The following is a 23,069-nucleotide window of genomic DNA, read 5'->3' on the forward strand; positions in this document are numbered from 1 at the left end:
ATTATTTCAATTTCTTATTCAATTCATCCGCTACTTTCTTCAATTCCACAAAATCTTCTTCCACTTGTCGTTCAGGGAATGCATTGGCCGCATGCGTATGTTGTAGATCACGAATCTTATCCATATTTTCATGGAAAGCATGGACACGATCGGATAAATCACTTTTCTGATTTAACCAATCAATAAATTCATCTTTATGCGCATCCCAATCTGCCACATAAGCCAATCGCTTCTCTTTTTCTTTTGCACGCATATTATCCCATTTGGCCAATCGAATCGCTCGATCTTGTTCATATTGAACCTGAAAGGCTTCCATATCTTTTTGAATTTTCTCCATGATATGTTTCCGTTTGAACAAACTGATCAGTGTGAAGATAGCATCGATCACGAAGACAACGGTAAATATTTGAACAAACGGTTCCACAAATGACCATGGAACTTTTTGGCCCGAAGCATTCGCAAACATCGGATGGACAATATAAACCAACACCAACAACATGAGTCCAAATAGAGTACTATTCAACAAACAAACACGTCCATGAATATTATACTTTTTATGCGAATAATCCCACCAACGCATATGAAAGAGCTTTTCCATCAACCAGGAAGTAAAATACTCCAAGATCGTACATAGTAAGCCCCCCACAAAGAAGATCACCAAAGGATTTGGGGTCTGGATGGGCATATTTCCTCCCAAAGGATACAAGGCAATCAAAGAACCCAATCCATAAATAGGAATATATGGCCCATAGAAAAAACCACGATTCACAAAATGTCTTTTTCCGATGCTCACATAGGTTGTTTCACATACCCAACCAATCATCGAATAAATGATGAAATAAAAATAAGCATAAACAAGATCAGCCCCACTCATTGATACTTCTCCTGTTTGGCTTGGGCATTTAGACGGGCATTGGCCATCATCAAACGAATACGATTTTCTTGATTGACCTTCGATGCCGATGGATCATAATCAATCGGTGCAATATTGACTTGGGGATATTCTTCCTTGATTTTCTTAGTCATTCCTTTTGCGACAATGTGATTTGGTAGACAACCAAAAGGCTGACACATGATGACATTATCCACGCCCGATTTCACCAACGATACCACTTCACTTGTCAATAACCAGCCTTCACCCATTTTCACACCTGGATCGATCACCGTTTTTCCATTGGCAATCACTTCACTAAAATCATCCGGTGGGGTAAACGTGCCATCCGCCTGAATGGCATCACGGAAGGTTTTTTGCATACGCATGATGATATCCTTGGCCAATTGATAGAAATAATGCGTTTTGGCATGCATATGATAATAGTTATAATCAATGATTCCATTTTCAATAGAATACAACGCAAAATCCATCACGCCGGATAAAACCGGTTCAAATCCCTCTTGCATCAAATAATCTTCCAGATGTTGATTGCCTAATGGCGAATACTTCATATAGATTTCGCCCACGATGCCAACCCGAATTTTTTTATCCGTCGTACGTTCTACGGTTTTCATACGATCGATCATGATCTTATAGATTCGTTTGGATTTGCGATAATCCCCCGTTTCAAAAGAACCCATCAATTCATCGACAATCTCGTCAATGACTCGTTCCGTCTGTCCCGGATGTACTTCATAAGGCTGTACTTGATTTTTTAACCACATCAATGCATCCCCATATAAAGCACCATACACAACACGCAAGATCAATGGCAGTGTAAAATCGATCCCACTATCTTTTTCCAAACCGGACATATTCGCAGAAATAACGGGAATATAGTCCCAACCTTCTTGTTCCAAGGCTTTTCGAAGTAAAGATAAATAGTTGCTGGCACGACATCCACCACCCGTTTGGGTAATGGCTAAAGCCACATGATTCAAATCATATTTCCCGCTTTTTAAGGCATCGATCATTTGACCAATGACCAATAAGGCCGGATAACACATATCATTATGTACATGAGCCAATCCTTGTTGACGAATATTGTCATTATCGGTCTCTAAGACTTCCAAATGATAGCCATTCATCTCAAAAACAGGTTTTAGAAACTTAAAATGAATGGGTAACATACTAGGGACAAGGATCAAATGATCCTTTTTCATATCCGAGGTAAACTTCGTATACATATTAAGCTCCTTTCTCTGCTTTTTCTTCAATAGCCCCTTTTAAAGAACGCAAACGAATACGGACCGCACCTAAATTATCCACTTCATCGATTTTGATCTGCGTATAGAACTTATCCGCTGATTTAAGAATGGATTTGACCTCATCGGTCGTTACGGCATCCAGTCCGCATCCAAAACTTACCAATTGCACTAAGTGCATATCCTCGTTTTCACAAACATAATGAGCAGCCTGATACAAACGGGCATGATATGTCCATTGATTCAATACATTGGTTGGATGTGGTGCTTGTTCCGGTACGGATTCTTCTGAAACAACCACAAAACCCAATTGTGTCAATAATTGATTGATCTGATGATTGATCAATGGATCCAAATGATACGGACGACCACACAAAACAACAATGGGATACTGATTCTTTCGAGCAAAATCAACAAGTTCATTATGCTTGATATGTAGCTCATACATAAATTCATTATAGGCATTGACACCCGCATGCAACGCAATTTTAATATCTTTTTTCTTAAAAGAAATACCTGCTTTTTCAAAATGCACTTGAATGGCTTGAATAAATTTCTTTTCATCATCAAAAGATAAGAAAGGGGAAATAAATTTTGTATCACCCAGATCCATATTATTTTGAATGACTTGTGGATAGTAAGCCACAATAGGACAATTGTAATGATTATCACCCAAATTTTCATCCACATTGTAGGTCATACAAGGATAGAAAATCGTATCCAAATGATAATTCAATAGTTGCTGGATATGACCATGCGTGACTTTCGCTGGGAAACAAGCCGTATCCGATGGAATGGTTTGTTGTCCCAATTGATAGGTTTCTAAAGTACTTGGCAAAGACCAAATAACTTGATAGCCCAAAGAATCAAAGAATTGAGACCAGAAAGGCATCAAATCATAGTTATTCAAGACCAAAGGCATCCCAATCTTCTTCTTATGTTTGTACTTAGTCCGCACCTTTTGAAGCATGGCCATTTTGATCTTATACATATCCGGCAATTCCACTTCGGCTTTATTTAATTTCAATGGACGCTCACATTTATTACCTGCAATCAAACGCGAGCCATCCGAGAAGGTATTGATCGTCAATGCGCAATGGTTCGTACAAAGATCACAAGCCCGACTTTCCGAAGTATGACGGAAAGTATCCAGTTCCTTGGCCGTCAAAATAGCACTTGGTGTACGATGTAACTTTTGTGCATACAAAGCAGCACCATAAGCCCCCATCAAATGAGCAATGCTTGGACGAATGACATTGTATCCTAATTCTTGTTCAAAAGAACGCAATACCGCATCATTTTGGAATGTTCCGCCTTGAACAACAATATGTTTTCCAATCTCGTTTTTGTTTCGCGTACGAATAACTTTATATAAGGCATTACGAACCACTGATCGACACAAACCCGCCGAAATATCTTCAACCGTCGCCCCATTTTTTTGCGCTTGTTTGACACCACTATTCATAAAGACCGTACAACGCGTACCAAGATCAACGGGATGTTTGGCTTTTAATCCCAATTTCGCAAAAGTCTTAGAATCATAGCCTAAGGAATTCGCAAAGGTTTCAATAAAGGATCCACACCCCGAAGAACAAGCCTCATTTAAGATAATATCATCGATATGGCCATCACGAATCTTGAAACATTTAATGTCTTGTCCACCAATATCCAAAATATAATCCACATCAGGATTGAATGTCTTGGCAGCGGTATAATGCGCCAAGGTTTCAACCACACCCCCATCCAAATGGAAGGCATGGCGCATCAATTCTTCCCCATATCCGGTCGCATATGCACCATAGATACGAATATCTGGATTAGTCTTATAGATTTGTTTCAAATCCGCTAATACCACATCCAATGGATTTCCTTTATTGGATGAATACGAATCATATAGGATCTCTCCGGATTCACCAATCAATGCCAATTTGGTGGTTGTCGAACCACTATCGATTCCTAAATACGCTTTATCCGTATACGTAGCTAAATCCCCATATTTCGCATCATGACTTTGGTGACGTTTCTTAAATGCTTCATAATCGGCTTCGGTTTCGAACAATGGTTCGGATTCAGACATTTCCATTGGAGCCGAAACCGCATCCGTAAGAATTTTCTCGAGTTCTTCTCGTGTATAGGTTTTATCAGCGCAAAGAGCTGTTCCTAAAGCCACATAATGAATGGCCGTATCGGGACAATTGATTTGATCATCCGTTAAATGCAACGTTTCTTGAAAACGATCACGCAAACCCGAAAGGAAGTATAAAGGGCCCCCTAAAAATAAGATATTACCCTCAATCTTATGGCCTTGTGCCAAAGATGTCACGGTTTGTCCGACAACCGCTTGAAAGATGCTCGCACAGAGATCGCTTTTCGCAACACCTTGATTGATCAGTGGTTGAATATCACTTTTCGCAAATACACCACAACGCGATGCGATCGGATAGATACGATGATATTGAAGACTCGCTTCATTCATTTCTTCCAAACTCATATTGAGCAATTGCGCCATCTGATCAATAAAAGCACCCGTACCTCCAGCACATTGAGAATTCATTCGTTGTTCGATGCTTCCTTTAAAAAATAAGATCTTGGCATCTTCTCCACCCAATTCAATGGCACAATCCGTTTCTGGATATAATTTCTTGGTGGCCATAGCGGATGCGAATACTTCTTGGACAAAAGGTAAACCGGCCATTTCACTCAAACCAATGGCACCGGAACCACTGATTGCAAATGTGAATGGTTCCTGGGTATATTTTCGTAATTCAATTAATTTATCTAAGGCCTTCTGACGTACTTGCGCTTTATGTCGTTCATAGCTACGATACATGATTTCATTGTTTTCATTCAAAACAACAGCTTTGATCGTCGTACTGCCAATGTCAAATCCAATTCGATACATCGTTGCACCTCCACGTATTTTTTGATTATACTCGCTTTTTTCACTTTTTAACATTCAAATACTCAAAGTGGAAAAAAAGACATCGTTGGATGTCTTTTATTTCAATTCTTTAACTTGTTCCCAAGGGAAAGCAGGATCACCAAAGTGTCCATAACAAGCGGTTTTCTTATAAATAGGGCGACGAAGATCCAATTCATCAATGATATGACCCACGCGGAAATCAAAATTCTTTTTGATGATGTCTAAAATTTCTTCATCCGAATATTTTCCCGTTCCAAATGTATCAATATTTAAAGATACAGGATCGGCTTTCCCAATGGCATAAGCCACTTCCACTTCTGCTTTGTGGGCTAAACCACTGGCAACCACTGATTTGGCAACATAACGAGAATAATAAGCAGCACTACGATCCACTTTGGTTGGATCTTTACTGGAGAAACATCCACCACCAATGTGTCCCTTTCCACCATAGGTATCACAAACAATTTTACGTCCGGTCGTTCCACTATCACCAAAAGAACCACCCACAACAAAACTTCCCGATGGATTGATCAAATATTTGGTGTTTTCATCTAACATTTCTGGATCAATGGAAGGTTCGATCACTTCTTTTACGACCAAATCTTTGATTTGATCTTGTGTCACATCGGCACTATGTTGCGTAGAAACTACGATCGTATCAATTCGTTTTGGTACGTCATTTTCATATTGAACCGAGACTTGGGTCTTACCATCTGGACCTAAGACATCTGGATGTTGACGACGTACTTTGGTCAATTGACGGGCTAATTTATGCGCCAAATAAATGGGCAAAGGCATATATTCATCGCTTTCATCACAAGCATAACCAAACATGATACCTTGGTCACCAGCGCCAATTTCATCCCCATTGACCGCATTATGGATTTCTGGTGATTGTTGGTTCACGACCACATGGACATGATATTCTTCTGTATATCCAATTTCACGAATGGTATCCAAAGCAATCTTGGCATAATCCAAATTGGCTTTGGTGTTCGCTTCGCCATAAATCAATACAAAATCGTCTTTGATCGTACATTCAACGGCCATATTGGAATAGGGATCTTGTGCAAGTGCTGCATCGACGATCGAATCGGCAACTAAATCACAAATTTTGTCCGGATGACCTTCGGTCACACTTTCACTAGTAAAGATGTAGTTTTTCATTTTTCCTCCTCATATAAAAAAACATACTCGTAAGAAGTATGGTTTTCGCATATACTTCTTATCGGATCTAGTTGGACCACCTTATTTGCCTCTTACAAACAGGTTGGTGCGGGATCTCAGAGCTAGGCCTCTACTCCGACTCTTGATAATGCATATCCTATTTAAACATGATTCATTTCTTTTGACAACTAGACAGTTTGACCTATTTAACTAAAAAAGCGAAAGATCATTCGTCTTTCGCTTTCTGTATGATTTTCGCAAGAAACCAAGTTCGGATCAAGCCATATGCCAATACAACCAAGCCAATCCATACCAGTTCATCATGATCGAGAAAAAATCCAACCAGCCCAATCACAAGACCAAGACCCGCTAGTTGTAGCTGTTGAAATAAAGCTTTTTGTTCCCGTGTCATGAAACTTTTGTGCCATTTGGCATCGGTTGATCGACACTTAAAATCGATAAATGCTTCTTATCCGCTGCACAAAGGATCATACCATTGGATTCGACTCCACGTAATTTGACTGGTTTTAAGTTGGTCACAACGATTACCTGTTTACCAACCAGATCCTCTGGCTGATAATATTTGGCAATTCCACTCACAATTTGCCGTGTCTCATTGCCCAAATCAATTTGTTCAACCAGCAATCGATCCGCTTTTGGATGTTTTTCACACGAAACAATCGTTCCTACTTTTAATTCCACTTTCGCAAAATCGTCCACTTCGATCTTTGGTTCTTCCACCTTTTTTGTTTCTTTGACTGGTTTTTGGGCAAAGAACTTCTTTTCATCGATTCGCGCAAACAATGGCTGCATCTTGGAAATCACTTGATGATCTGTTTCCAATTGACCAAAAGTGGCTAAGGAATCAAAATCGCGTTGTTGTGTTTGTAGCGCATCCAAGATCTTTTGACTAGTTTCTGGTAAGAAACTCGACAACAAGACACCACTGAAACGGATACTTTCCAATAAGTTATAGATAACAGTGGCTAATCGATCTTGTTTAGCGGGATCTTTGGCTAAGACCCAAGGTTCTGTCTGGTCGATATATTTATTGGTTCGACGCAATAAAGTAAAGATTTCATCTAAAGCATCACCAACATGGAAATCATCCATCTTTTTGGTGACTTTAGCTAAGGTATTTTCGGCCAATTCGATCAATTCTTGATCCACCGGTTCAGAAACACCTGGATTGGTGATTTGTCCATCAAAATATTTATTTGACATCGCAATCGTACGAGATACTAAGTTACCTAAAATATTGGCCAAATCACTATTGATACGTTCAACGACCAAAGGCCACGTAATGGTGCCATCTTGGGCAAATGGCATTTCATGTAAACAATAATAACGTACCGCATCAACGCCAAAGGCATCCACAAGATCCTCGGCATAAATCACATTTCCTTTGGACTTGGACATTTTGTCCTCGCCAATCAACAACCAAGGATGACCAAACACTTTCTTTGGCAGAGGCAGATCCAACGCCATTAAGAAGATTGGCCAATAAATCGTATGGAAACGCAAGATGTCTTTACCAATGATATGTGTGCCTGGCCAAAATTTTTTAAACTTTTCTGGTTGCTTGTCTAAATAAGGATCATATCCCAGAGTTGTAATGTAGTTGAACAAAGCATCGATCCATACATAGATCACGTGTTTTGGATCAAAATCGACCGGAATGCCCCAAGTGAAAGAAGTACGAGATACACATAGATCTTGTAGACCAGGACGCAAGAAGTTATTCAACATTTCATTTCGACGGGACTCGGGTTGAATAAAATCGGGATGCTCTTCAATATATTTGATCAATCGTGGTGCATATTTCTGCATATTGAAAAAGTAAGCTTCTTCTTTGGCCTTCTCGACCTTACGTCCGCAATCCGGACAACAACCATCGACAAGTTGGGATTCGGTCCAGAATGATTCACAAGGCGTACAATACCAACCTTCATATTCTCCTTTATAGATATCACCTTGTTCATACAATTTCTTAAATACTTTTTGAACAATTTTTTCATGATCTTTGTTGGTTGTACGCACAAAATAATCATAGCTTACATTCATCAAATCCCAGTTAGCTTGAATTTGGCCCGCTACTTGATCCACAAATTCTTGTGGCGTAATGCCTGCTTCTTTGGCTTTTTCTTCAATTTTTATACCATGTTCATCCGTACCGGTTTGAAAATATACATCATATCCTTCGGCTCGTTTATATCGTGCAATCGCATCGGATAAAATAATTTCATAGGTATTGCCGATATGTGGACGACCCGATGTATAGGCAATCGCCGTTGTTAGATAATAAGGTCCTTTCTTTTCCATATCTCATTCCTCCTTAAAAAAAGAGCTTTCATCCAAGGACGAAAGCTCGTGGTACCACCTTAGTTCATGTATCAAAGATACACCTCAAACCCGTAACGAGGGTCACGTTCCTTACTCACCATTCATAAGGAAAGCTCCAAGTCCATTTTCCATACTTCCATTTATTCTTTTTCACCAAACAAGAACTCTCTACAAAATTTCCATATGTACTCTACTTTTCATCGCTTTGTATCATTATACGGCAACTCATACAAACTCTCAACTCTTTTACTTGAGCGCTTCCGATAAGATTCGTACCAGTGGCCATGCTTTTTCTGGACAGCAACAATGTCCCATTTTATATTTTGCACGTGTTGGACCATGGAAATCCGATCCACAAGTCACAAACGCACTGTGTTTTTTTACAATTCGCAATAAGGAAGTCATCGTTGCTTGTCGAATACGTGGTGAAAAACATTCAATACCATCAATTCCCAGTTCCATCATCGCTTCAATGTCTTCATCCGGAATATGATCCATATTCCAACTCGATAAGATGGCGATACCGCCTGCATCATGAATGGCCTTTACCATGTCTTCTAACGCTGGATAATTGGCAGAAACGTAACAAGGACCACCTTTGCCAAACACATCCCGGGTAAAACGACGACGGGCCTGTGTTTCATTTTTGGATGTTTCCAAATATTTTTTCACAAAGGACAATTCACGAACACGTTGATTATGGAAAACCATCTTCGTGATATCCTGTGCTGTGATCGTTTGGAAACGTGAAGTCTGCATCAATGATTCGACATCGATGTGGATACCACAGAAATCTTCAAATTTTTTCGTACGCTCAATGGAGACTTGTTTTTCTCGCATAAGCGAATTTCGTTCGATCTCATCAAAAATATCCTTGGTCCAATCAATGTAGTAACCCAAGATACGAACGCGATGGCCATGCCATTGGGTATCAATTTCAACACCCGGAATATATTGAATATTATACATAGGTGCAAATCGAACCGCCGCTGCATTGGCACGGGCACAGTTATGATCCGTGATGGAAATGACTTCCATATGCAGTTGATAAGCTTGTTTGAATAAGTCTTCTACATCATAATACCCATCATCACTATAGTTGGATCGCAAATGAAGATCAATGGGAGAAACCAGATCGGCAGAAATCGAAGGAGAAGGTGTGGGTTGTTTTACCACTTTGACCGGTTCTTCAATAAAGGCTTCTGTTTCTTCTTCCAATTCCTCCGACATCGGTGGTTCATGAACAGGCATGGTCTTAAACAACAAGTCGGCCAGCGTTTGTTGGTGTGGTGTTGCACAAACACAGATTGCATTGATGCCCCACCAACCAAGCATACCAAGGACTTGGAAAAAATAACCAATGACCATCAGTGGGATCCCAAACCCAATGGCTTGTCGTAGGATCAAAAATAAACCAGAAACTTCGCGTTTATTTTTGTCTACTAATTTCAAGTTGGTATAGACATAACCAAAAGATTGTCCATGGGTATAGGCGGTAAAAATACCTAATCCTAAAATACTGGTCACAAATAGCAAAGCATACATTAAATAAAAGAGTAAATCAAAAAAGTTTGGTGGAATCAAACCACATAAAATCAACAAAAATTCAATGACCCATATATAAACAGGGAGCAAACAGATGTTCAAATCAATCAAAAACGCAAAAAGATGAGATACAAAATCCGCATGTTTTCGTGTTAAAAATTCTGCTTGTTTGTATCCACCATGTTTATATGCTTTCGATTTGGCTAAAAAATAGGTACGAGACAAATCGATCTTATCGTTATTTCTATCGCTCATCAGTCAAAAACCTTTCTTGTCCTATTATACAAAAAGAAAAACCCACATTCAATCATGTGGGTCAAAAGCTATTCACTTTTTATCTTCTTACGAACGGAAATCATACCAATGATGGCCATGCCACATAATACTGTATAAGATACATATTGACTCGCTACCGCAGTATTGACATTTGTCGGTACATCCATCGCTTTGGCTTCATTATAAAGCTTGGTATAGGTCTTCTGGATACGTTTGGTCAAGATCGAATTCACTTGAATTTTTTCGGAGGCACTCAAACGATCCCATGCTGATTTGGAACTTAAGATGCGTTGATAATTGGTATAATTGGCACGCTCATAAACAACACCTGTGGAACTGGTCAAATAGGTATTCACAAATGCCTGTGCCGTTGTGGAAGCACTTGTTTTCTCTTTGATCACAACGTTAAATGCTTGTTCAGAAATATTCGTTGCCGTTGGTGTAGTGGTTGTTGGTGTGACCTTTTGTGTTGTGGTTGATAAAGATGTACTTGTTTGCGCTTGGACCACGACTGGTTCGATCACTTTTTCAGAAGCAATTGTATATGGTGAAAAGGCACTCGTTGAAATGGTCACTTCTGTCGCATTATCACTCGTACCGACACTTTTTACATCACCATCACCAGAATCATGAATAACCGATACATTGGTTCCGGCATCAAATTGGTCCGTCGATAATTTGACTTCTACCGCTTTGCGAGGCTCGACCTCTTTGCCATCTTTCCAAAAGGAAATATCAACACTGATGGCTTGATCCACATTCTCACCTAAGACAGCTTTCGCATCGGCCAATGCCGATTGTGTATCCAAAGGAATAACGACCATTTGGGTTCCTTGCTCAAACGCCCCCGCTTGTGCATATACCGTCACTTTGACATGGTTTGCACAACCGGTAAATACCACGGTTTGCGTATTCAACAAAGGCTGGGTATTTTCAACGACCGTTGCTTGTTCATCTTGTTTTGTTGCGGTGTTCTCTTCTTGTTTGGTTGAAGAAGATGGATTCGTTGCCGCATTGGAACGGTTTTCCGTTTCATTCGAACGATTGGTCTCTGGTTGTGAATCCGTCGTTGTTTCTTGCGAAGACGATGCACTCGGTTGTGAAGTTCCTTCACTTGTTGGTGTACTCGATAACGAAGTCGTTTCGTTTGATGGCGAATGGGTTTGCGTAGTTGATTGCGACAAAGCTTCGTTCGAAGTCAAATGAGTTGGTGTACTCGATGGCGAGGATGTTTCTTTCGATGTTGACAAATTTTCTTGCGTCGCTTCTTCTTCCTGCTTTTTCTTTTCGGCTTCTTGTTGTGCTTTGATTGCTGCATCCTTATCCTTCGCTGCTTTCAACAAAGAATCATACGTTGGATACGCATTTTCCGTATTCTTTTTGATCAATGCATCGATGGCTTCTTTTTTGGTATCATCCTTAGCCAATTCCTGATAGGTTGTTTCACTATCAAGGATCGTCTGATAGTTCGTATCATCCACAGCCTTAAAGGCTTCATAAACGGTTTTATTGTCCACTATTTTTTTATTGCTTAAACAATACTTTATAAAATCTTCTGGAGTTTCGATCTTTACTTCTGTGATTGGTGTTGTGCTTGTGCTTTCCGCATGAATGGGCATTGCCATTGGAATTATCATCGAAGATGAAATCAATACGGAAGCCATGGCCTGTTTTAATGAAAACTTCATGATCACCCTCCTATCACTCATTACCATATTCTACCCTAAAAATCCATAGACGTCTAGCAAATAAAAAAAGGAGCCGGAGCTCCTTAGAATGTAACTTTGTCCAAGTTCCAGATTTGGGTTGCATACTCTTCAATGGTACGATCACTTGAGAAATAACCCGATTTCGCAATGTTGATCAACATCGTACGGGCCCAATTATTGGTATCGCGATAACGCGCTTCCACATGATTTTGCGCTTGGGAATAAGCCCCAAAATCAGCCAATACAAAGAATTCATCCCCTTGCGTCAAGATATCGTTATAGATCAAACGGAATGCATCTGGATCCTTTGTCCAATATCCATTACGTAAAGAATCAATGACCCGGCGAATCTCATCGTGTGTACGATAATAATCCCAAGAATGATAGGCTTGTTCGTGTTTTAAATGGTTGATATCTTCAACATGTAAACCGAAGATTTCCGCATTTTCTTCTCCTACTTGATCAACGATCTCTACATTGGCACCATCTAAAGTTCCCAATGTCAACGCTCCATTCATCATGTATTTCATATTTCCCGTACCACTTGCTTCTTTACCAGCGGTAGAAATTTGTTCTGAAACATCGGCTGCAGGAATCAAGATTTCGGCAACGGATACAGAATAGTTAGGAATAAAGACAACCTTCAAGAATTCATTGGTTTCTGGATCGTTGTTTACACGATCCGCTACAATGTTGATCAATTTAATAATTTCTTTCGCTAAATAATAACTTGGTGCCGCTTTTGCCGAGAAGAAGAACGTTCTCGGATAAATACGATAATTTGGATCCTCTTTCATATGCATGTATACATTCATGACATTAAAGATATTCAATAATTGTCGTTTGTATGCATGTAAACGTTTGGACTGACAATCAAAAATGGAATCGACATTGATATCAATATTCATTGTCTTCTTGACATAATCGGCCAAAATTTGTTTGCGTTGTTTCTTCACATCCATGAATTTTTGTTGAAGAATTGGATCTTCTACATAAGGCATTAAATCTTGTAATTTTTCTGGATCTGTTTTAAAGGCATCACCAATGGTATCTTCCAACAAACTAGTTAATTGTGGGTTGCAATACATCAACCAACGACGATGCGTAATTCCATTGGTCTTGTTGTTGAAAAGATTTGGTTCAATGGTCGCAAAATCTTTAAATACATCATCCACCAAGATTTGGGAATGCAGTTTCGCAACACCATTGACACTATGACTACCAACAATGGCTAAGTTGGCCATATGAACTTGTCCTTCACGCAATACCGCAACATTTGGATAAATGGCACATAAACCAAGATGATCCACTTCAAACTTCCAACGACGATCAATTTCTTCAATGATCATATAAATACGTGGTAACAATTTTTGTACCGTTTGTTGTGGCCATTTTTCCAATGCTTCCGCCATGACCGTATGGTTGGTATATGCAACGGTTCCCTTGACAATTTTCCATGCATCATCCCATTCATAATCGTATTCATCACATAGAATACGCATAAGTTCTGGAATGACCAATACCGGATGCGTATCATTCAATTGAATGGCGACTTTGTCTGGTAAGTTATCCAAAGATGGATATACTTGTAAATGACTTTCTATAATTTGTGAAAGTCCCGCACAAACAAAGAAATATTCTTGTTTCAAACGAAGCTCTTTGCCTTCTGGCGTAGAGTCATCTGGATATACATTCGCCGTCAATGCGGTGACATCATCTAAGTATTCATTTAAATTTCCGGTAGGTGCTGTATCTTCATCGACTTCCGCATCCCACAAACGTAAGGTATTGGTTGTTTTGGTATGATACCCAATGATTGGTTCATCATAAGGTACAGCCCGGACAACAAAATCTGGATGATGGAATGTCTCAAATTTTCCTTTGTCATTGATATATCCATCTACATATCCACCAAATTTAACACGAACACCATGATATGGCTTCCATACTTCCCAAACATTGCCATACTTTAACCAGCAATCTGGCATCTCTACTTGTTCATCATTTTCGATACGTTGTTTGAATAATCCATAACGATAACGAATGCAGTTTCCGTTTCCTGCATAATTCAAGGAAGCAAGAGAATCCATGAAACAAGCGGCTAAACGTCCCAAACCGCCATTTCCTAATCCGGCATCACTTTCGATTTCTTCTAAATCGTTGATATCCATGCCTAATTCTTTTAATCCTTGACTCACTGTATCATAGATACCTAAGTTCATTAAGTTGCTGGTCAACAAACGACCCATTAAGAATTCCATCGAAAAGTAGTATAACTGCTTTGTCTGATGCTTCTTGACGGCATTCTTTGTTGCTTTCCAATTGCTGTTGGCATATTCACGGATCATATTTCCTAAAGCCAAATATCGTTCTACATTTGATGTATCTTCAAAATCCCGGCCATACATGTCAGATGTTGTTTCTTTAAAGCGCTCAACAAATAATGCTTCAGAATTGAAACTGTTCATATTTGTCCTCCCAAACTTTCAATTGGTATTAAGATATAACGATTCGAAGGAAAAATCAAGTATTTACGGATGCTTAAAATTTACTTTCGCTTATTTACACTGCCTACCCAATAATATCCAATTCCTTTGCGAACACCAATACGCTCTTTGCCAATTTTTTTACGAAGTCCCATAATAAATACACTCAACGTATTATCTTGGATCTCAGCTTTGGAATGACTTAATAAATCAATCAAAATATCACGGGTCAATACAATATGGGCATTTTGTAGAAATGCTTCCAATAAGAGTAATTCACTTGGTGTACAAGCTATTTCTTGCTGATTGATCGTAACTTTTTTGTTCATTCGATCATAAACCAATCCGTCTGATTCAAAATAACGATATTCTAAAGGCACTCCCATCGAAAAATAGGCACGTAATAGATCTTCATTATAATGACGAAGAAGCTTCGCAAAACCATCTTCATTTATGGTATATTCACCATTTTCTGTTTTTTGATATAGATCATGCTGTTCTACATACTCTGCAAGAACACGACTATGGATCTGAATTGATTTTGTCATATTTTATATCCTTTCTCCCATAGAAAAAGTGGCTAAAATGCCACTTCCTTAGTTGTTCGTATCATCGTTAGAAAATTTAAATACTTGTTCTCCTTCTTTTGTTACAAGATATTTGCCTCGGGCAATATATTCAATATAATCAGGATCCGATAAATCTTTTTTCTTTTTCGTCAATTCTTTTTTCTCAGCCTTTAAAGCACTTTGCTTCTGCTGCGTATCCGAAATACTGCGATGCAGATCATACATCGTTTTTAACTCGGAAAAACCAGAAAAAATCATCAAAGCGGCGCAAAGAACCATAGCCAGCTTTAACATCGGTGATAATCTTCTTCGCTTTTTCTTATTATGAGATCTGGCCATATGCTCCTCCTATCGAACTTTCATTGCCAATACCGCAATATCACTCGGATTAATTCCTGAAATACGACTTGCTTGCCCTAAAGTTTGTGGACGAACAGCATCCAATTTTTGTCGTGCCTCTAAAGAAATATTGTCCATATGCGCATAATCCAAATCCTCTGGCAAGGCAACAGATTCCATTTCTTGTAGATGCCGGGCATCTCGCTTTGCTTTCTCGATATACCCCTTATATTTTACATCAATTTCAATATGTTGATTCATAAAATGGCCAAAATTGACACCTGTAATGGATGAAAGACCCTCAATCGTCACTTTAGGACGCTTTAATAATTCAATTTCCTTCATACCACGATCGGTTGGCGTAAATCCCAAAGAAGTCAAATAGGTATTCAGTGCTTGATCGGCTTTCACATGCGTTTGTGATAAAACTTGTTTGGCTTGTTGCACAGCTTCTCGCTTTTGACAATATTGATCATACCTTTCTTTCGATACACAACCTATTTGGTAGCCTAGTTCCAACAAGCGTTCTTCCGCATTATCATGACGCAACAACAAGCGATATTCCGCACGACTTGTCAATAAACGATAAGGTTCTTTTGTTCCTTTGGTGCATAAATCATCGATCATGACACCAATATATGCTTGATCTCGACGCAACACAAAGGGCGCTTTTCCATCGACTTTTAAAGCCGCATTGATCCCCGCCATCAATCCTTGACCTGCCGCTTCTTCATAACCACTTGTACCATTGACTTGACCTGCCGTAAATAAATTTTCGACAATTTTATTTTCCATATTTGGCTTCATCTGCAAAGGATCAATAGCATCGTATTCAATCGCATAGGCATATTTTTTAATCGTACAATGCTCCAAACCAGGCAAAGAATGCACCATTTCTTCTTGTACATCAATCGGCATAGACGTCGAAAAACCTTGCACATACGTTGTATCCATCGACAAAGATTCCGGTTCTAAGAACAATTGATGACGAGGCTTATCCGCAAACCGCACAAGCTTATCTTCAATACTTGGACAATATCGTGGGCCTACCCCTTTTACTAATCCCGAATACATCGCCGAATCATGTAAATGTGAACGAATGATCTCATGGGTTTTGGGCATCGTATAAATCAAATGACAGACTTCTTGTTGATCAAATGGTAATACATCTTCGGGTTGTGTCGTTTCACTAAAGCGCAAAAACGCATTGGTGCCTGGTTGTACACTCGTTTTGGAAAAATCAATCGTATTGGTCAAAACACGAGGTGGTGTCCCTGTTTTTAAACGAAACGTTCGAATACCGGCTTGACGTAAACTTTCCGAAAGCGATTGTATCGTCGGTTGTTCTTCTGGTCCCGATTCCGTAGCTGTATGTCCTCGCAAAACCGAAGAAGACATATATGTTCCAGTCGTAAGAACAACGCTCTTGCCCCACAATTCGGTACCATCCGTACATCGCACACCCTCGATTCGATGATTTTTGATCATCAAAGAATGAGCCATTTTCTCAACCACCGTTAAATTCGGTGTATGAGAGAGCGTTTCTTTCATAAATTTTTTATAAGCAACTTTATCACTTTGTACCCGCAAAGACCATACCCCTGGTCCTTTGGTCGTATTTAACATTTTAAACTGTAGGGCCGTGCGATCGGCGGCAATGGGCATCAAACCACCCAAAGCATCAATTTCACGAACAACGATTCCTTTGGCCGGACCACCAACACTTGGATTGCAAGGCATCGAACCCGCCATATCCAAAGAAAGGGTCAATAAAGCGGTTTGTTTCTGCATTCGACTTGCAGCCATCGCCGCTTCAATACCGGCATGACCAGCACCAATCACAATGACATCATACATTTATTGTGCCTCCTTTTTAGGTCGTCCAATATGCACATGAAAAGCTAATTCAGGAACTTTCAAGGCAATTGTAACAAGCATGAATACCAACAAACTAATCAATCCATTGATACACATCGTAATGAAGCATACGATCTTACGCGAAGAAACACTACCTAAACCAAGATGTGTCAACACCATCGATGTGATCCACAAAGCCACTAAACCAATGCATACTCGAATCACAATTTGTCCTACGCGTTTATAAGAAATATGATAATGGATCTTTATTTGTCGCAGATTGGAAAAGAATAAATAACCATCTGCAATCAAAGAAGCCAATACGGCACCACCAAATCCCATCATCATCGTCATCGGTACCATCAAGACACCCTTTATGATCGCATTGATGATCATTCTTTTTAAGACGAGGGATTGCAGTTTTAATGCCATCATCAAATTGGTTACTACTGGTAATAAAGTACCGGTTATGGCTTCCAGCGTCAACCATTGTAAGACCATGGTACTGGTATTTAGATCATCCGTATAAAATAAGGTATAGTTCAATGGTGCTGCATAAGCAAATAAACAAAAAGATACTGGTAAACCTATATATAATACGACACCCAAACAATCCACCACATTTTTTTGGATCAATCGCTTATTATGTTTGGTCAAAGCCGAGGTGATATGGGGAATAATGGCAGCCGTAAATCCAGGCGCTAAGACCATAGGAATGGCCGTCATTTTGACTCCAACATAGGTAGTCGCCGAAATAATCGAAGATACTTTCGCTTCACTTGGATAGTAGGCTTTCAATCCAGCTGGCAATAATACCGCATTATAAATTTGTTGGCTATATCCCAACAAAGAAGAAATTAAATAAGGGATGGCCAAAATAACCAATTCCTTAATGATCTCATTGCGTTTTAAAGCAGGTGTTGTTTGTGCTTTGGCTTGGACAACAATTTCCTGTGATCTTGCCTTATCAAAATGATGAATTTGAAGAATACCAGCAATGGCAGCTACCGTGGTCGATAAGACCGATGCATACAATGCCCATTTTCGTTCCCAATGAAAAACATAGACCAATAAACAGGCGGCTGATAATAAAAAACCAACTCGGAAAATTTGTTCGAAGGCTTGAGAAAAGGCATATTCACCCATTTCTTTCAGACCTTGATAATATCCACGAAAAGCAGACAATACGGGCACAAAAAATAAGGCAATGGCTAAGATACGCAAAACATTGGCCATGATGGTCGGATCACCAGCCACCATCAATGGTGCTAGCGCCCCAGAAAAGGCCATCAATAACAACATGCCAATAAAGCCTAAAAGCGATAACATCGCAATTGACACTTTTTTGACCAATAAAACCGTTTTAGAATCATCTAATACCGTATATTTTGAAACCATGGTCGCAATTGCGAATGGAAATCCAGCTGTAAATACATTCAGTACATATGAATATATATTATAGGCTTGGCCATAATATCCCATATATTTGACATTCCCTAAGATACTAGAAAATGGAATGGCATAAATGATACCTATTAATTTTGCAACAAAAAGCCCGCCAGTTCCAACAAGTCCTGACAGGATGATCGACTTTTTTACTTTGGATTGATTTTCCATAGAGCCTGTCCCCTTTGAGTTTAGATTATAACACATGTAGTGAAAATGTAAGCATTTTTTTGTTGACTAGTGTATCATGAAAATGAAAGTGAGGTTTGTATGACACATATCGTATTTTTTAAATTAAAAGAACCAACTCCCGAAAATCAAGATCAATTAGCTGCCATTTTAAATAAAATGCAAGGAAAAATTGATCTGGTCCATGAAATGGAAGTCGGTAAAGATTTTCTTCATTCCGATCGTAGTTTTGATGTTGCCTTGATCGTTCGTTTAGACAAAGAAAACTTAGATGCCTATCAAAAAAATGCCTTGCACTGTGCTTGCAAAAAAGAATTTGCGCCATTGGTTGCCTGTTCAAAGACGGTTGATTTTGAATAATGAGTGCCATTTGTTCAGCCCAACAAGCACGCGATTTTGATCAACGAACGATTAAACACTATCATATTCCTGCGCTTGTCTTGATGGAACATGCAGCCATCGAATGTGCACGTTTCATCGCCAAGAAACATCCAAACCACCTATTGATCGTATGTGGTTCTGGCAATAATGGTGGCGACGGTCTAGCGATGGCTCGCTTATTGATCCAAGCCCATATTCCTGTGGATGTTTTTCTGATAGGCACCCATTTTTCCGATGACAACCAATATCAACAAGCCATTTTAAAACAAATGGGCATTCCCATCCTAACTGATTGGGCCACCATCAAAGACCATTCCTATACCTATATCATCGATTGTCTTTTTGGCAATGGTCTAAGTCGTGAAATCAAAGATCCATATTATTCTTTGATCAATGAAATCAATCATCATGCATCCCCAACCATTGCGATCGATATGCCCAGTGGACTCGATGCAACAACCGGTGAAATTCTCGGCATTGCCATTCATGCGGATATCACCTTGTCACTCGATTGTATCAAATGGGGACAAATCACCAATCAGGGTCCTGCCCTTTGTGGTCAGCTCCATTGTTTAGAAATTGGCATCATTCATGATACACCAACGATGGAACGCATTGATGAAACGAACATTCATTTACCGAAACGTTCCAATCTTGCTCATAAAGGATCCTTTGGGAAAGCCTTGATGATTGGTGGGTCAAAAGCGATGCATGGTGCCATTACGATGGCAGCCAAAGCATGCTACAAAAGTGGCATTGGGACCCTAACGCTCATGCTACCTGCTAGTATTGCCGATATTTTAGCGTATAAAATGGATAGTGCTATGCGTCTGATTTATCCACAACCAAACTTTGATAAAAAGAGCAGCACGTATCTACAAGCTCATATAAATGCCTTTGATGTGTTATCGATTGGCAATGGTATGGGGCAAGTCCCATCCACGATCGATATGGTACATACCGCATTAGCTAGTTCAAAACCCGTACTGGTAGATGCCGATGGATTATGGGCCTTAAAAGACCATCCAGAATGGTTGCATCGCCAAGCACCAACGATCATTACGCCCCATGTCAAAGAATTTAGTTATATCTCTTCACTACCGGTTTCTACCATTGCCAAACATCCATTGGCAAGTATCCAAACCTTTGTGGAAGCATATCCAGATGTCACATTGGTGTTAAAGTCCAATGTGACCATCGTTGCGCAAGGTCAATCGCAATATGTCCTATATGCACCAAATAGTGCTTTATCCAAAGGAGGTAGTGGCGATATTTTATGTGGAATCATCACGGGATTGTTTGGCCAAAGCCAAAATGCGTTAGAAGCAGCCGTAACCGGTGTATATATTCACAGTCAATGTGCCAAACTAGATGTGGATCCGGCATGTGTACAACCAGAAGATGTCATTGATCAATTACCGATTGTTTTTCGGCAATTACGAAAAAAGGGCTGATCCAAAGCCCTTTTTATTTGATTTCTAAGTAATAAACATCTGGATGAAACATCGGCGTGTTATATCCATAGTCCATCCAAGTTTCATCATGCACTGACCAATAAGCATTGAATTGGGGAATCAAGGTGTTCCATGTCGGTTCTGCGCATTGGATCGTTGCATAGAATTCGGAACAATCAATCAACGAATCTTGATTGCGGACGGGTGAAAAATGAAAATCGCCCAATTTGGACAAGGCAGATTGAACATCCTCTATTCGTTGACTTTCTAAAGAATCCACCACCACATATAACGTATAGGTATGCATCTTATTTTGTGTTCTTTAATACGTACTGACACAATTTTTTCAAATTGGTATCATTCGATAACGTAATGACTTTTCCTAAACCTAGATTCAAAGACGCAATGACTGGTTGGTCGTCTTCTACTTGCATATTTAAAGTGCCAGTGGCATTCACATAGAAAACATCATATAAATATCCGGTACGATTGCCTGCTTCATTTTTTTCTCGCAACGTAAATTCAAACGCATCCTTATTTTTTAAGATAATGCGGACAGCGCCTGCCCCTGAGCTTGGTAATGCTTTTGCCATAGTATTCCTCCTATCGTTTATCGGCTTCGTAGGTCACTTCGAGACCCAATTGTGTCAATATGGATAAATCTTCTGCTTTTAATAAACATGTAAAATGCGCTTGACATCCTTTCAATTGAGGAATGACATCCAACGCTTTTTTTGCATCGCTATTATGAACCGCACTCAGTGATAGCGCAATCAAAACTTCTTGAATGTGTAGTCGTGGATTCAAACTACCTAAATATTTCGTCTTAAGATCTTGAATGGGTCCAAAAGCTTGTGGTGCAATCACATTTTCATTGTCTGGTAATTGAGCTAAATATTTCAAGGCATTGATCAGAGTATTGGATACGGCCCCCATAAAATTCGTCGTTTTTCCGGTGATCAAGGTTCCATCTGCTAATTCAATGGCACCAGAAAAGCTATGCGTCTTCTTGGCTTTATTACGGGCAGCCACCAAACATTTTCGATCTTCGATCGAAATGCCCGCTTTTTCCATGATGATGGTTTGTTTATTCACTTCATCCATGGAACATTGTTCATTCACATAACGGGTATAACTTTCAAAATAACGGCGGATGATCTCTTGTTGACTGGCTTGACAACAAATGGAGTCATCTTCGATCGCAAAACCAGCCATATTCACTCCCATGTCGGTTGGACTTTGATAGGGACAACAGCCAAATATTTCTTCAAAAATATTTTTTAAAACAGGAAAGATCTCCACATCACGATTGTAGTTGACCGTTACTTTTCCATAGGCTTGATAATGGAAAGGGTCGATCATATTGACATCGGCAAGATCAGCCGTAGCGGCTTCATACGCCAAATTAACGGGATGATTAAGGTCTAGATTCCAAATTGGAAAGGTTTCATATTTGGCATAACCAGCTTTGACACCACGGATATTTTCATGGTAAAGCTGGGATAAGCAAGTAGCCATCTTGCCACTGCCCGGTCCTGGTGCCGTAACGACAACCAAAGGTCTAGAGGTTTCAATAAAATCATTTTTGCCAAACCCTTGTTCGGAAATGATGGCCTTCGCATTGGTTGGATAGCCTTCAATATAATAATGGTGATACACTTTGATGTTTCGTCGTTTCAATTTAGCTTTAAAACGATCGATGGCTTTGGAATGATGATATTGCGTAATAACGACACTACTCACATATAAGTCACGAGATGTAAATTCTTTGATCAAACGTAAAACATCTTCATCGTAGGTGATGTTTAGATCCCCTCGTATTTTATTATTATCAATATCCTTTGCACAGATCACGATCACAATTTCTGCTTGTTCTTTCATGGTCATCAGCATTTGTAGTTTACTATCCGGCGCAAAACCAGGTAATACCCGACTGGCATGATAATCATCAAAGAGTTTACCTCCAAATTCGAGATATAATTTGTCATCAAATTGCGCAATGCGCTCTTGGATATGTGAAGACTGCATATCTAAATATTTTTTATTATTAAATCCTTTTTTCATACGTATCCTTTCGTAAAAAGTTGCCAAGAATATGATAACGATGAAAGAAAAAATTATCAACATAAAAAAAAAGACCCGGCAGCGTGCTAGGTTCGCAGGGGCAGGCCCAACTATCTTCGCCGCGGGAGTGCTTAACTTCTGTGTTCGGGATGTCAACAGGTGTATCCACTCCGCTATCGCTA

The 23,069-nt window shown here is 39.5% G+C and carries 18 protein-coding genes, 1 rRNA gene and 1 other annotated feature; of the genes, 2 read left to right on the forward strand and 17 right to left on the reverse strand.

The features are described 5' to 3' along the window. Position 1 precedes the first annotated feature (1 nt). The 13 genes from MOZ64_RS07515 to MOZ64_RS07575 all read right to left on the reverse strand — a co-directional run bounded on the left by MOZ64_RS07515 (position 2) and on the right by MOZ64_RS07575 (position 18,970). Positions 2-874 (reverse strand): putative ABC transporter permease, encoded by an 873-nt coding sequence (locus MOZ64_RS07515; RefSeq protein ID WP_320325961.1) that lies wholly within the window; start codon positions 872-874, stop codon positions 2-4. Further along, positions 871-2,121: a 2-hydroxyacyl-CoA dehydratase gene (locus MOZ64_RS07520; protein ID WP_320325962.1), complete on the reverse strand. Its 1,251-nt coding sequence runs from the start codon at positions 2,119-2,121 to the stop codon at positions 871-873. Before MOZ64_RS07520 ends, MOZ64_RS07515 begins: the two co-directional genes overlap by 4 nt. Position 2,122: 1 nt before the next feature. Continuing rightward, complete coding sequence (locus MOZ64_RS07525) at positions 2,123-5,041, reverse strand: acyl-CoA dehydratase activase (protein ID WP_320325963.1); 2,919 nt, start codon at positions 5,039-5,041, stop codon at positions 2,123-2,125. A gap of 96 nt (positions 5,042-5,137) precedes the next feature. Then, positions 5,138-6,229 carry a methionine adenosyltransferase gene (gene metK, locus MOZ64_RS07530; protein ID WP_320325964.1) on the reverse strand — a complete coding sequence of 364 codons (1,092 nt, stop codon included), beginning with the start codon at positions 6,227-6,229 and terminating at the stop codon, positions 5,138-5,140. Positions 6,230-6,455: 226 nt separating this feature from the next. Beyond that, entirely contained in the window at positions 6,456-6,641 is a 186-nt protein-coding gene (locus MOZ64_RS07535) for a hypothetical protein (RefSeq protein WP_320325965.1), read from the reverse strand. Beyond that, a complete protein-coding gene (metG, locus tag MOZ64_RS07540) occupies positions 6,638-8,551 on the reverse strand; it encodes a methionine--tRNA ligase (protein WP_320325966.1) in 1,914 nt (637 codons plus the stop codon). Before metG ends, MOZ64_RS07535 begins: the two co-directional genes overlap by 4 nt. 31 nt (positions 8,552-8,582) lie before the next feature. Further along, positions 8,583-8,782: a binding site (T-box leader), on the reverse strand. Between the two features lie 36 nt (positions 8,783-8,818). After that, the gene (locus MOZ64_RS07545; RefSeq protein WP_320325967.1) at positions 8,819-10,372 is read right to left on the reverse strand and encodes a PHP domain-containing protein; all 1,554 of its coding nucleotides are present in this window, start codon (positions 10,370-10,372) and stop codon (positions 8,819-8,821) included. 68 nt (positions 10,373-10,440) lie between these two features. Then, on the reverse strand, positions 10,441-12,081 hold the full coding sequence (locus tag MOZ64_RS07550) for a hypothetical protein (RefSeq protein ID WP_320325968.1): 1,641 nt from the start codon (positions 12,079-12,081) through the stop codon (positions 10,441-10,443). Positions 12,082-12,164: 83 nt separating this feature from the next. Beyond that, the gene (locus MOZ64_RS07555) at positions 12,165-14,570 is read right to left on the reverse strand and encodes a glycogen/starch/alpha-glucan phosphorylase (RefSeq protein ID WP_320325969.1); all 2,406 of its coding nucleotides are present in this window, start codon (positions 14,568-14,570) and stop codon (positions 12,165-12,167) included. An 80-nt stretch (positions 14,571-14,650) separates the two neighbouring features. Beyond that, the gene (locus MOZ64_RS07560) at positions 14,651-15,136 is read right to left on the reverse strand and encodes a winged helix-turn-helix domain-containing protein (protein WP_320325970.1); all 486 of its coding nucleotides are present in this window, start codon (positions 15,134-15,136) and stop codon (positions 14,651-14,653) included. Between the two features lie 48 nt (positions 15,137-15,184). After that, positions 15,185-15,496, reverse strand: coding sequence for an FtsB family cell division protein (locus MOZ64_RS07565; protein WP_320325971.1), 312 nt, complete (start codon positions 15,494-15,496; stop codon positions 15,185-15,187). A gap of 9 nt (positions 15,497-15,505) precedes the next feature. Further along, on the reverse strand, positions 15,506-17,353 hold the full coding sequence (mnmG, locus tag MOZ64_RS07570) for a tRNA uridine-5-carboxymethylaminomethyl(34) synthesis enzyme MnmG (RefSeq protein WP_320325972.1): 1,848 nt from the start codon (positions 17,351-17,353) through the stop codon (positions 15,506-15,508). Then, complete coding sequence (locus MOZ64_RS07575; protein WP_320325973.1) at positions 17,354-18,970, reverse strand: oligosaccharide flippase family protein; 1,617 nt, start codon at positions 18,968-18,970, stop codon at positions 17,354-17,356. A gap of 99 nt (positions 18,971-19,069) precedes the next feature. On the opposite strand from MOZ64_RS07575, the gene MOZ64_RS07580 reads away from it, so the two are divergent. After that, positions 19,070-19,348 (forward strand): Dabb family protein, encoded by a 279-nt coding sequence (locus tag MOZ64_RS07580; protein WP_320325974.1) that lies wholly within the window; start codon positions 19,070-19,072, stop codon positions 19,346-19,348. Beyond that, the gene (locus MOZ64_RS07585; protein ID WP_320325975.1) at positions 19,348-20,823 is read left to right on the forward strand and encodes an NAD(P)H-hydrate dehydratase; all 1,476 of its coding nucleotides are present in this window, start codon (positions 19,348-19,350) and stop codon (positions 20,821-20,823) included. Before MOZ64_RS07580 ends, MOZ64_RS07585 begins: the two co-directional genes overlap by 1 nt. A gap of 13 nt (positions 20,824-20,836) precedes the next feature. Here the strand turns inward: MOZ64_RS07585 and MOZ64_RS07590 are convergent, their stop codons facing one another. From MOZ64_RS07590 to rrf, 4 genes are all read right to left on the reverse strand, one after another. Further along, positions 20,837-21,130, reverse strand: coding sequence for a hypothetical protein (locus MOZ64_RS07590; RefSeq protein ID WP_320325976.1), 294 nt, complete (start codon positions 21,128-21,130; stop codon positions 20,837-20,839). A 1-nt stretch (position 21,131) separates the two neighbouring features. Further along, positions 21,132-21,416: a hypothetical protein gene (locus MOZ64_RS07595; RefSeq protein WP_320325977.1), complete on the reverse strand. Its 285-nt coding sequence runs from the start codon at positions 21,414-21,416 to the stop codon at positions 21,132-21,134. A gap of 10 nt (positions 21,417-21,426) precedes the next feature. Continuing rightward, positions 21,427-22,887 (reverse strand): DUF1846 domain-containing protein, encoded by a 1,461-nt coding sequence (locus tag MOZ64_RS07600; RefSeq protein WP_320325978.1) that lies wholly within the window; start codon positions 22,885-22,887, stop codon positions 21,427-21,429. Positions 22,888-22,960: 73 nt separating this feature from the next. Beyond that, a 5S ribosomal RNA gene (gene rrf, locus MOZ64_RS07605) occupies positions 22,961-23,069 on the reverse strand; the annotation flags it as partial.

It is taken from the genome of Absicoccus intestinalis (assembly GCF_033971885.1).
In the GTDB taxonomy this organism is placed as follows: Bacteria; Bacillota_I; Bacilli_A; order Erysipelotrichales; family Erysipelotrichaceae; genus Absicoccus; species Absicoccus intestinalis.

Bases quoted from the DNA above. Each gene is read 5' to 3' on its own strand.
- MOZ64_RS07565 (WP_320325971.1), bottom strand. From the start codon at position 15,496: ATGGCCAGATCTCATAATAAGAAAAAGCGAAGAAGATTATCACCGATG.
- MOZ64_RS07580 (WP_320325974.1), top strand. From the start codon at position 19,070: ATGACACATATCGTATTTTTTAAATTAAAAGAACCAACTCCCGAAAAT.
- MOZ64_RS07595 (WP_320325977.1), bottom strand. From the start codon at position 21,416: ATGGCAAAAGCATTACCAAGCTCAGGGGCAGGCGCTGTCCGCATTATC.
- metG (WP_320325966.1), bottom strand. From the start codon at position 8,551: ATGGAAAAGAAAGGACCTTATTATCTAACAACGGCGATTGCCTATACA.
- MOZ64_RS07590 (WP_320325976.1), bottom strand. From the start codon at position 21,130: ATGCATACCTATACGTTATATGTGGTGGTGGATTCTTTAGAAAGTCAA.
- MOZ64_RS07520 (WP_320325962.1), bottom strand. From the start codon at position 2,121: ATGTATACGAAGTTTACCTCGGATATGAAAAAGGATCATTTGATCCTT.
- MOZ64_RS07515 (WP_320325961.1), bottom strand. From the start codon at position 874: ATGAGTGGGGCTGATCTTGTTTATGCTTATTTTTATTTCATCATTTAT.
- MOZ64_RS07525 (WP_320325963.1), bottom strand. From the start codon at position 5,041: ATGTATCGAATTGGATTTGACATTGGCAGTACGACGATCAAAGCTGTT.
- MOZ64_RS07535 (WP_320325965.1), bottom strand. From the start codon at position 6,641: ATGACACGGGAACAAAAAGCTTTATTTCAACAGCTACAACTAGCGGGT.
- metK (WP_320325964.1), bottom strand. From the start codon at position 6,229: ATGAAAAACTACATCTTTACTAGTGAAAGTGTGACCGAAGGTCATCCG.
- mnmG (WP_320325972.1), bottom strand. From the start codon at position 17,353: ATGTATGATGTCATTGTGATTGGTGCTGGTCATGCCGGTATTGAAGCG.
- MOZ64_RS07550 (WP_320325968.1), bottom strand. From the start codon at position 12,081: ATGAAGTTTTCATTAAAACAGGCCATGGCTTCCGTATTGATTTCATCT.
- MOZ64_RS07555 (WP_320325969.1), bottom strand. From the start codon at position 14,570: ATGAACAGTTTCAATTCTGAAGCATTATTTGTTGAGCGCTTTAAAGAA.
- MOZ64_RS07575 (WP_320325973.1), bottom strand. From the start codon at position 18,970: ATGGAAAATCAATCCAAAGTAAAAAAGTCGATCATCCTGTCAGGACTT.
- MOZ64_RS07600 (WP_320325978.1), bottom strand. From the start codon at position 22,887: ATGAAAAAAGGATTTAATAATAAAAAATATTTAGATATGCAGTCTTCA.
- MOZ64_RS07545 (WP_320325967.1), bottom strand. From the start codon at position 10,372: ATGAGCGATAGAAATAACGATAAGATCGATTTGTCTCGTACCTATTTT.
- MOZ64_RS07560 (WP_320325970.1), bottom strand. From the start codon at position 15,136: ATGACAAAATCAATTCAGATCCATAGTCGTGTTCTTGCAGAGTATGTA.
- MOZ64_RS07585 (WP_320325975.1), top strand. From the start codon at position 19,348: ATGAGTGCCATTTGTTCAGCCCAACAAGCACGCGATTTTGATCAACGA.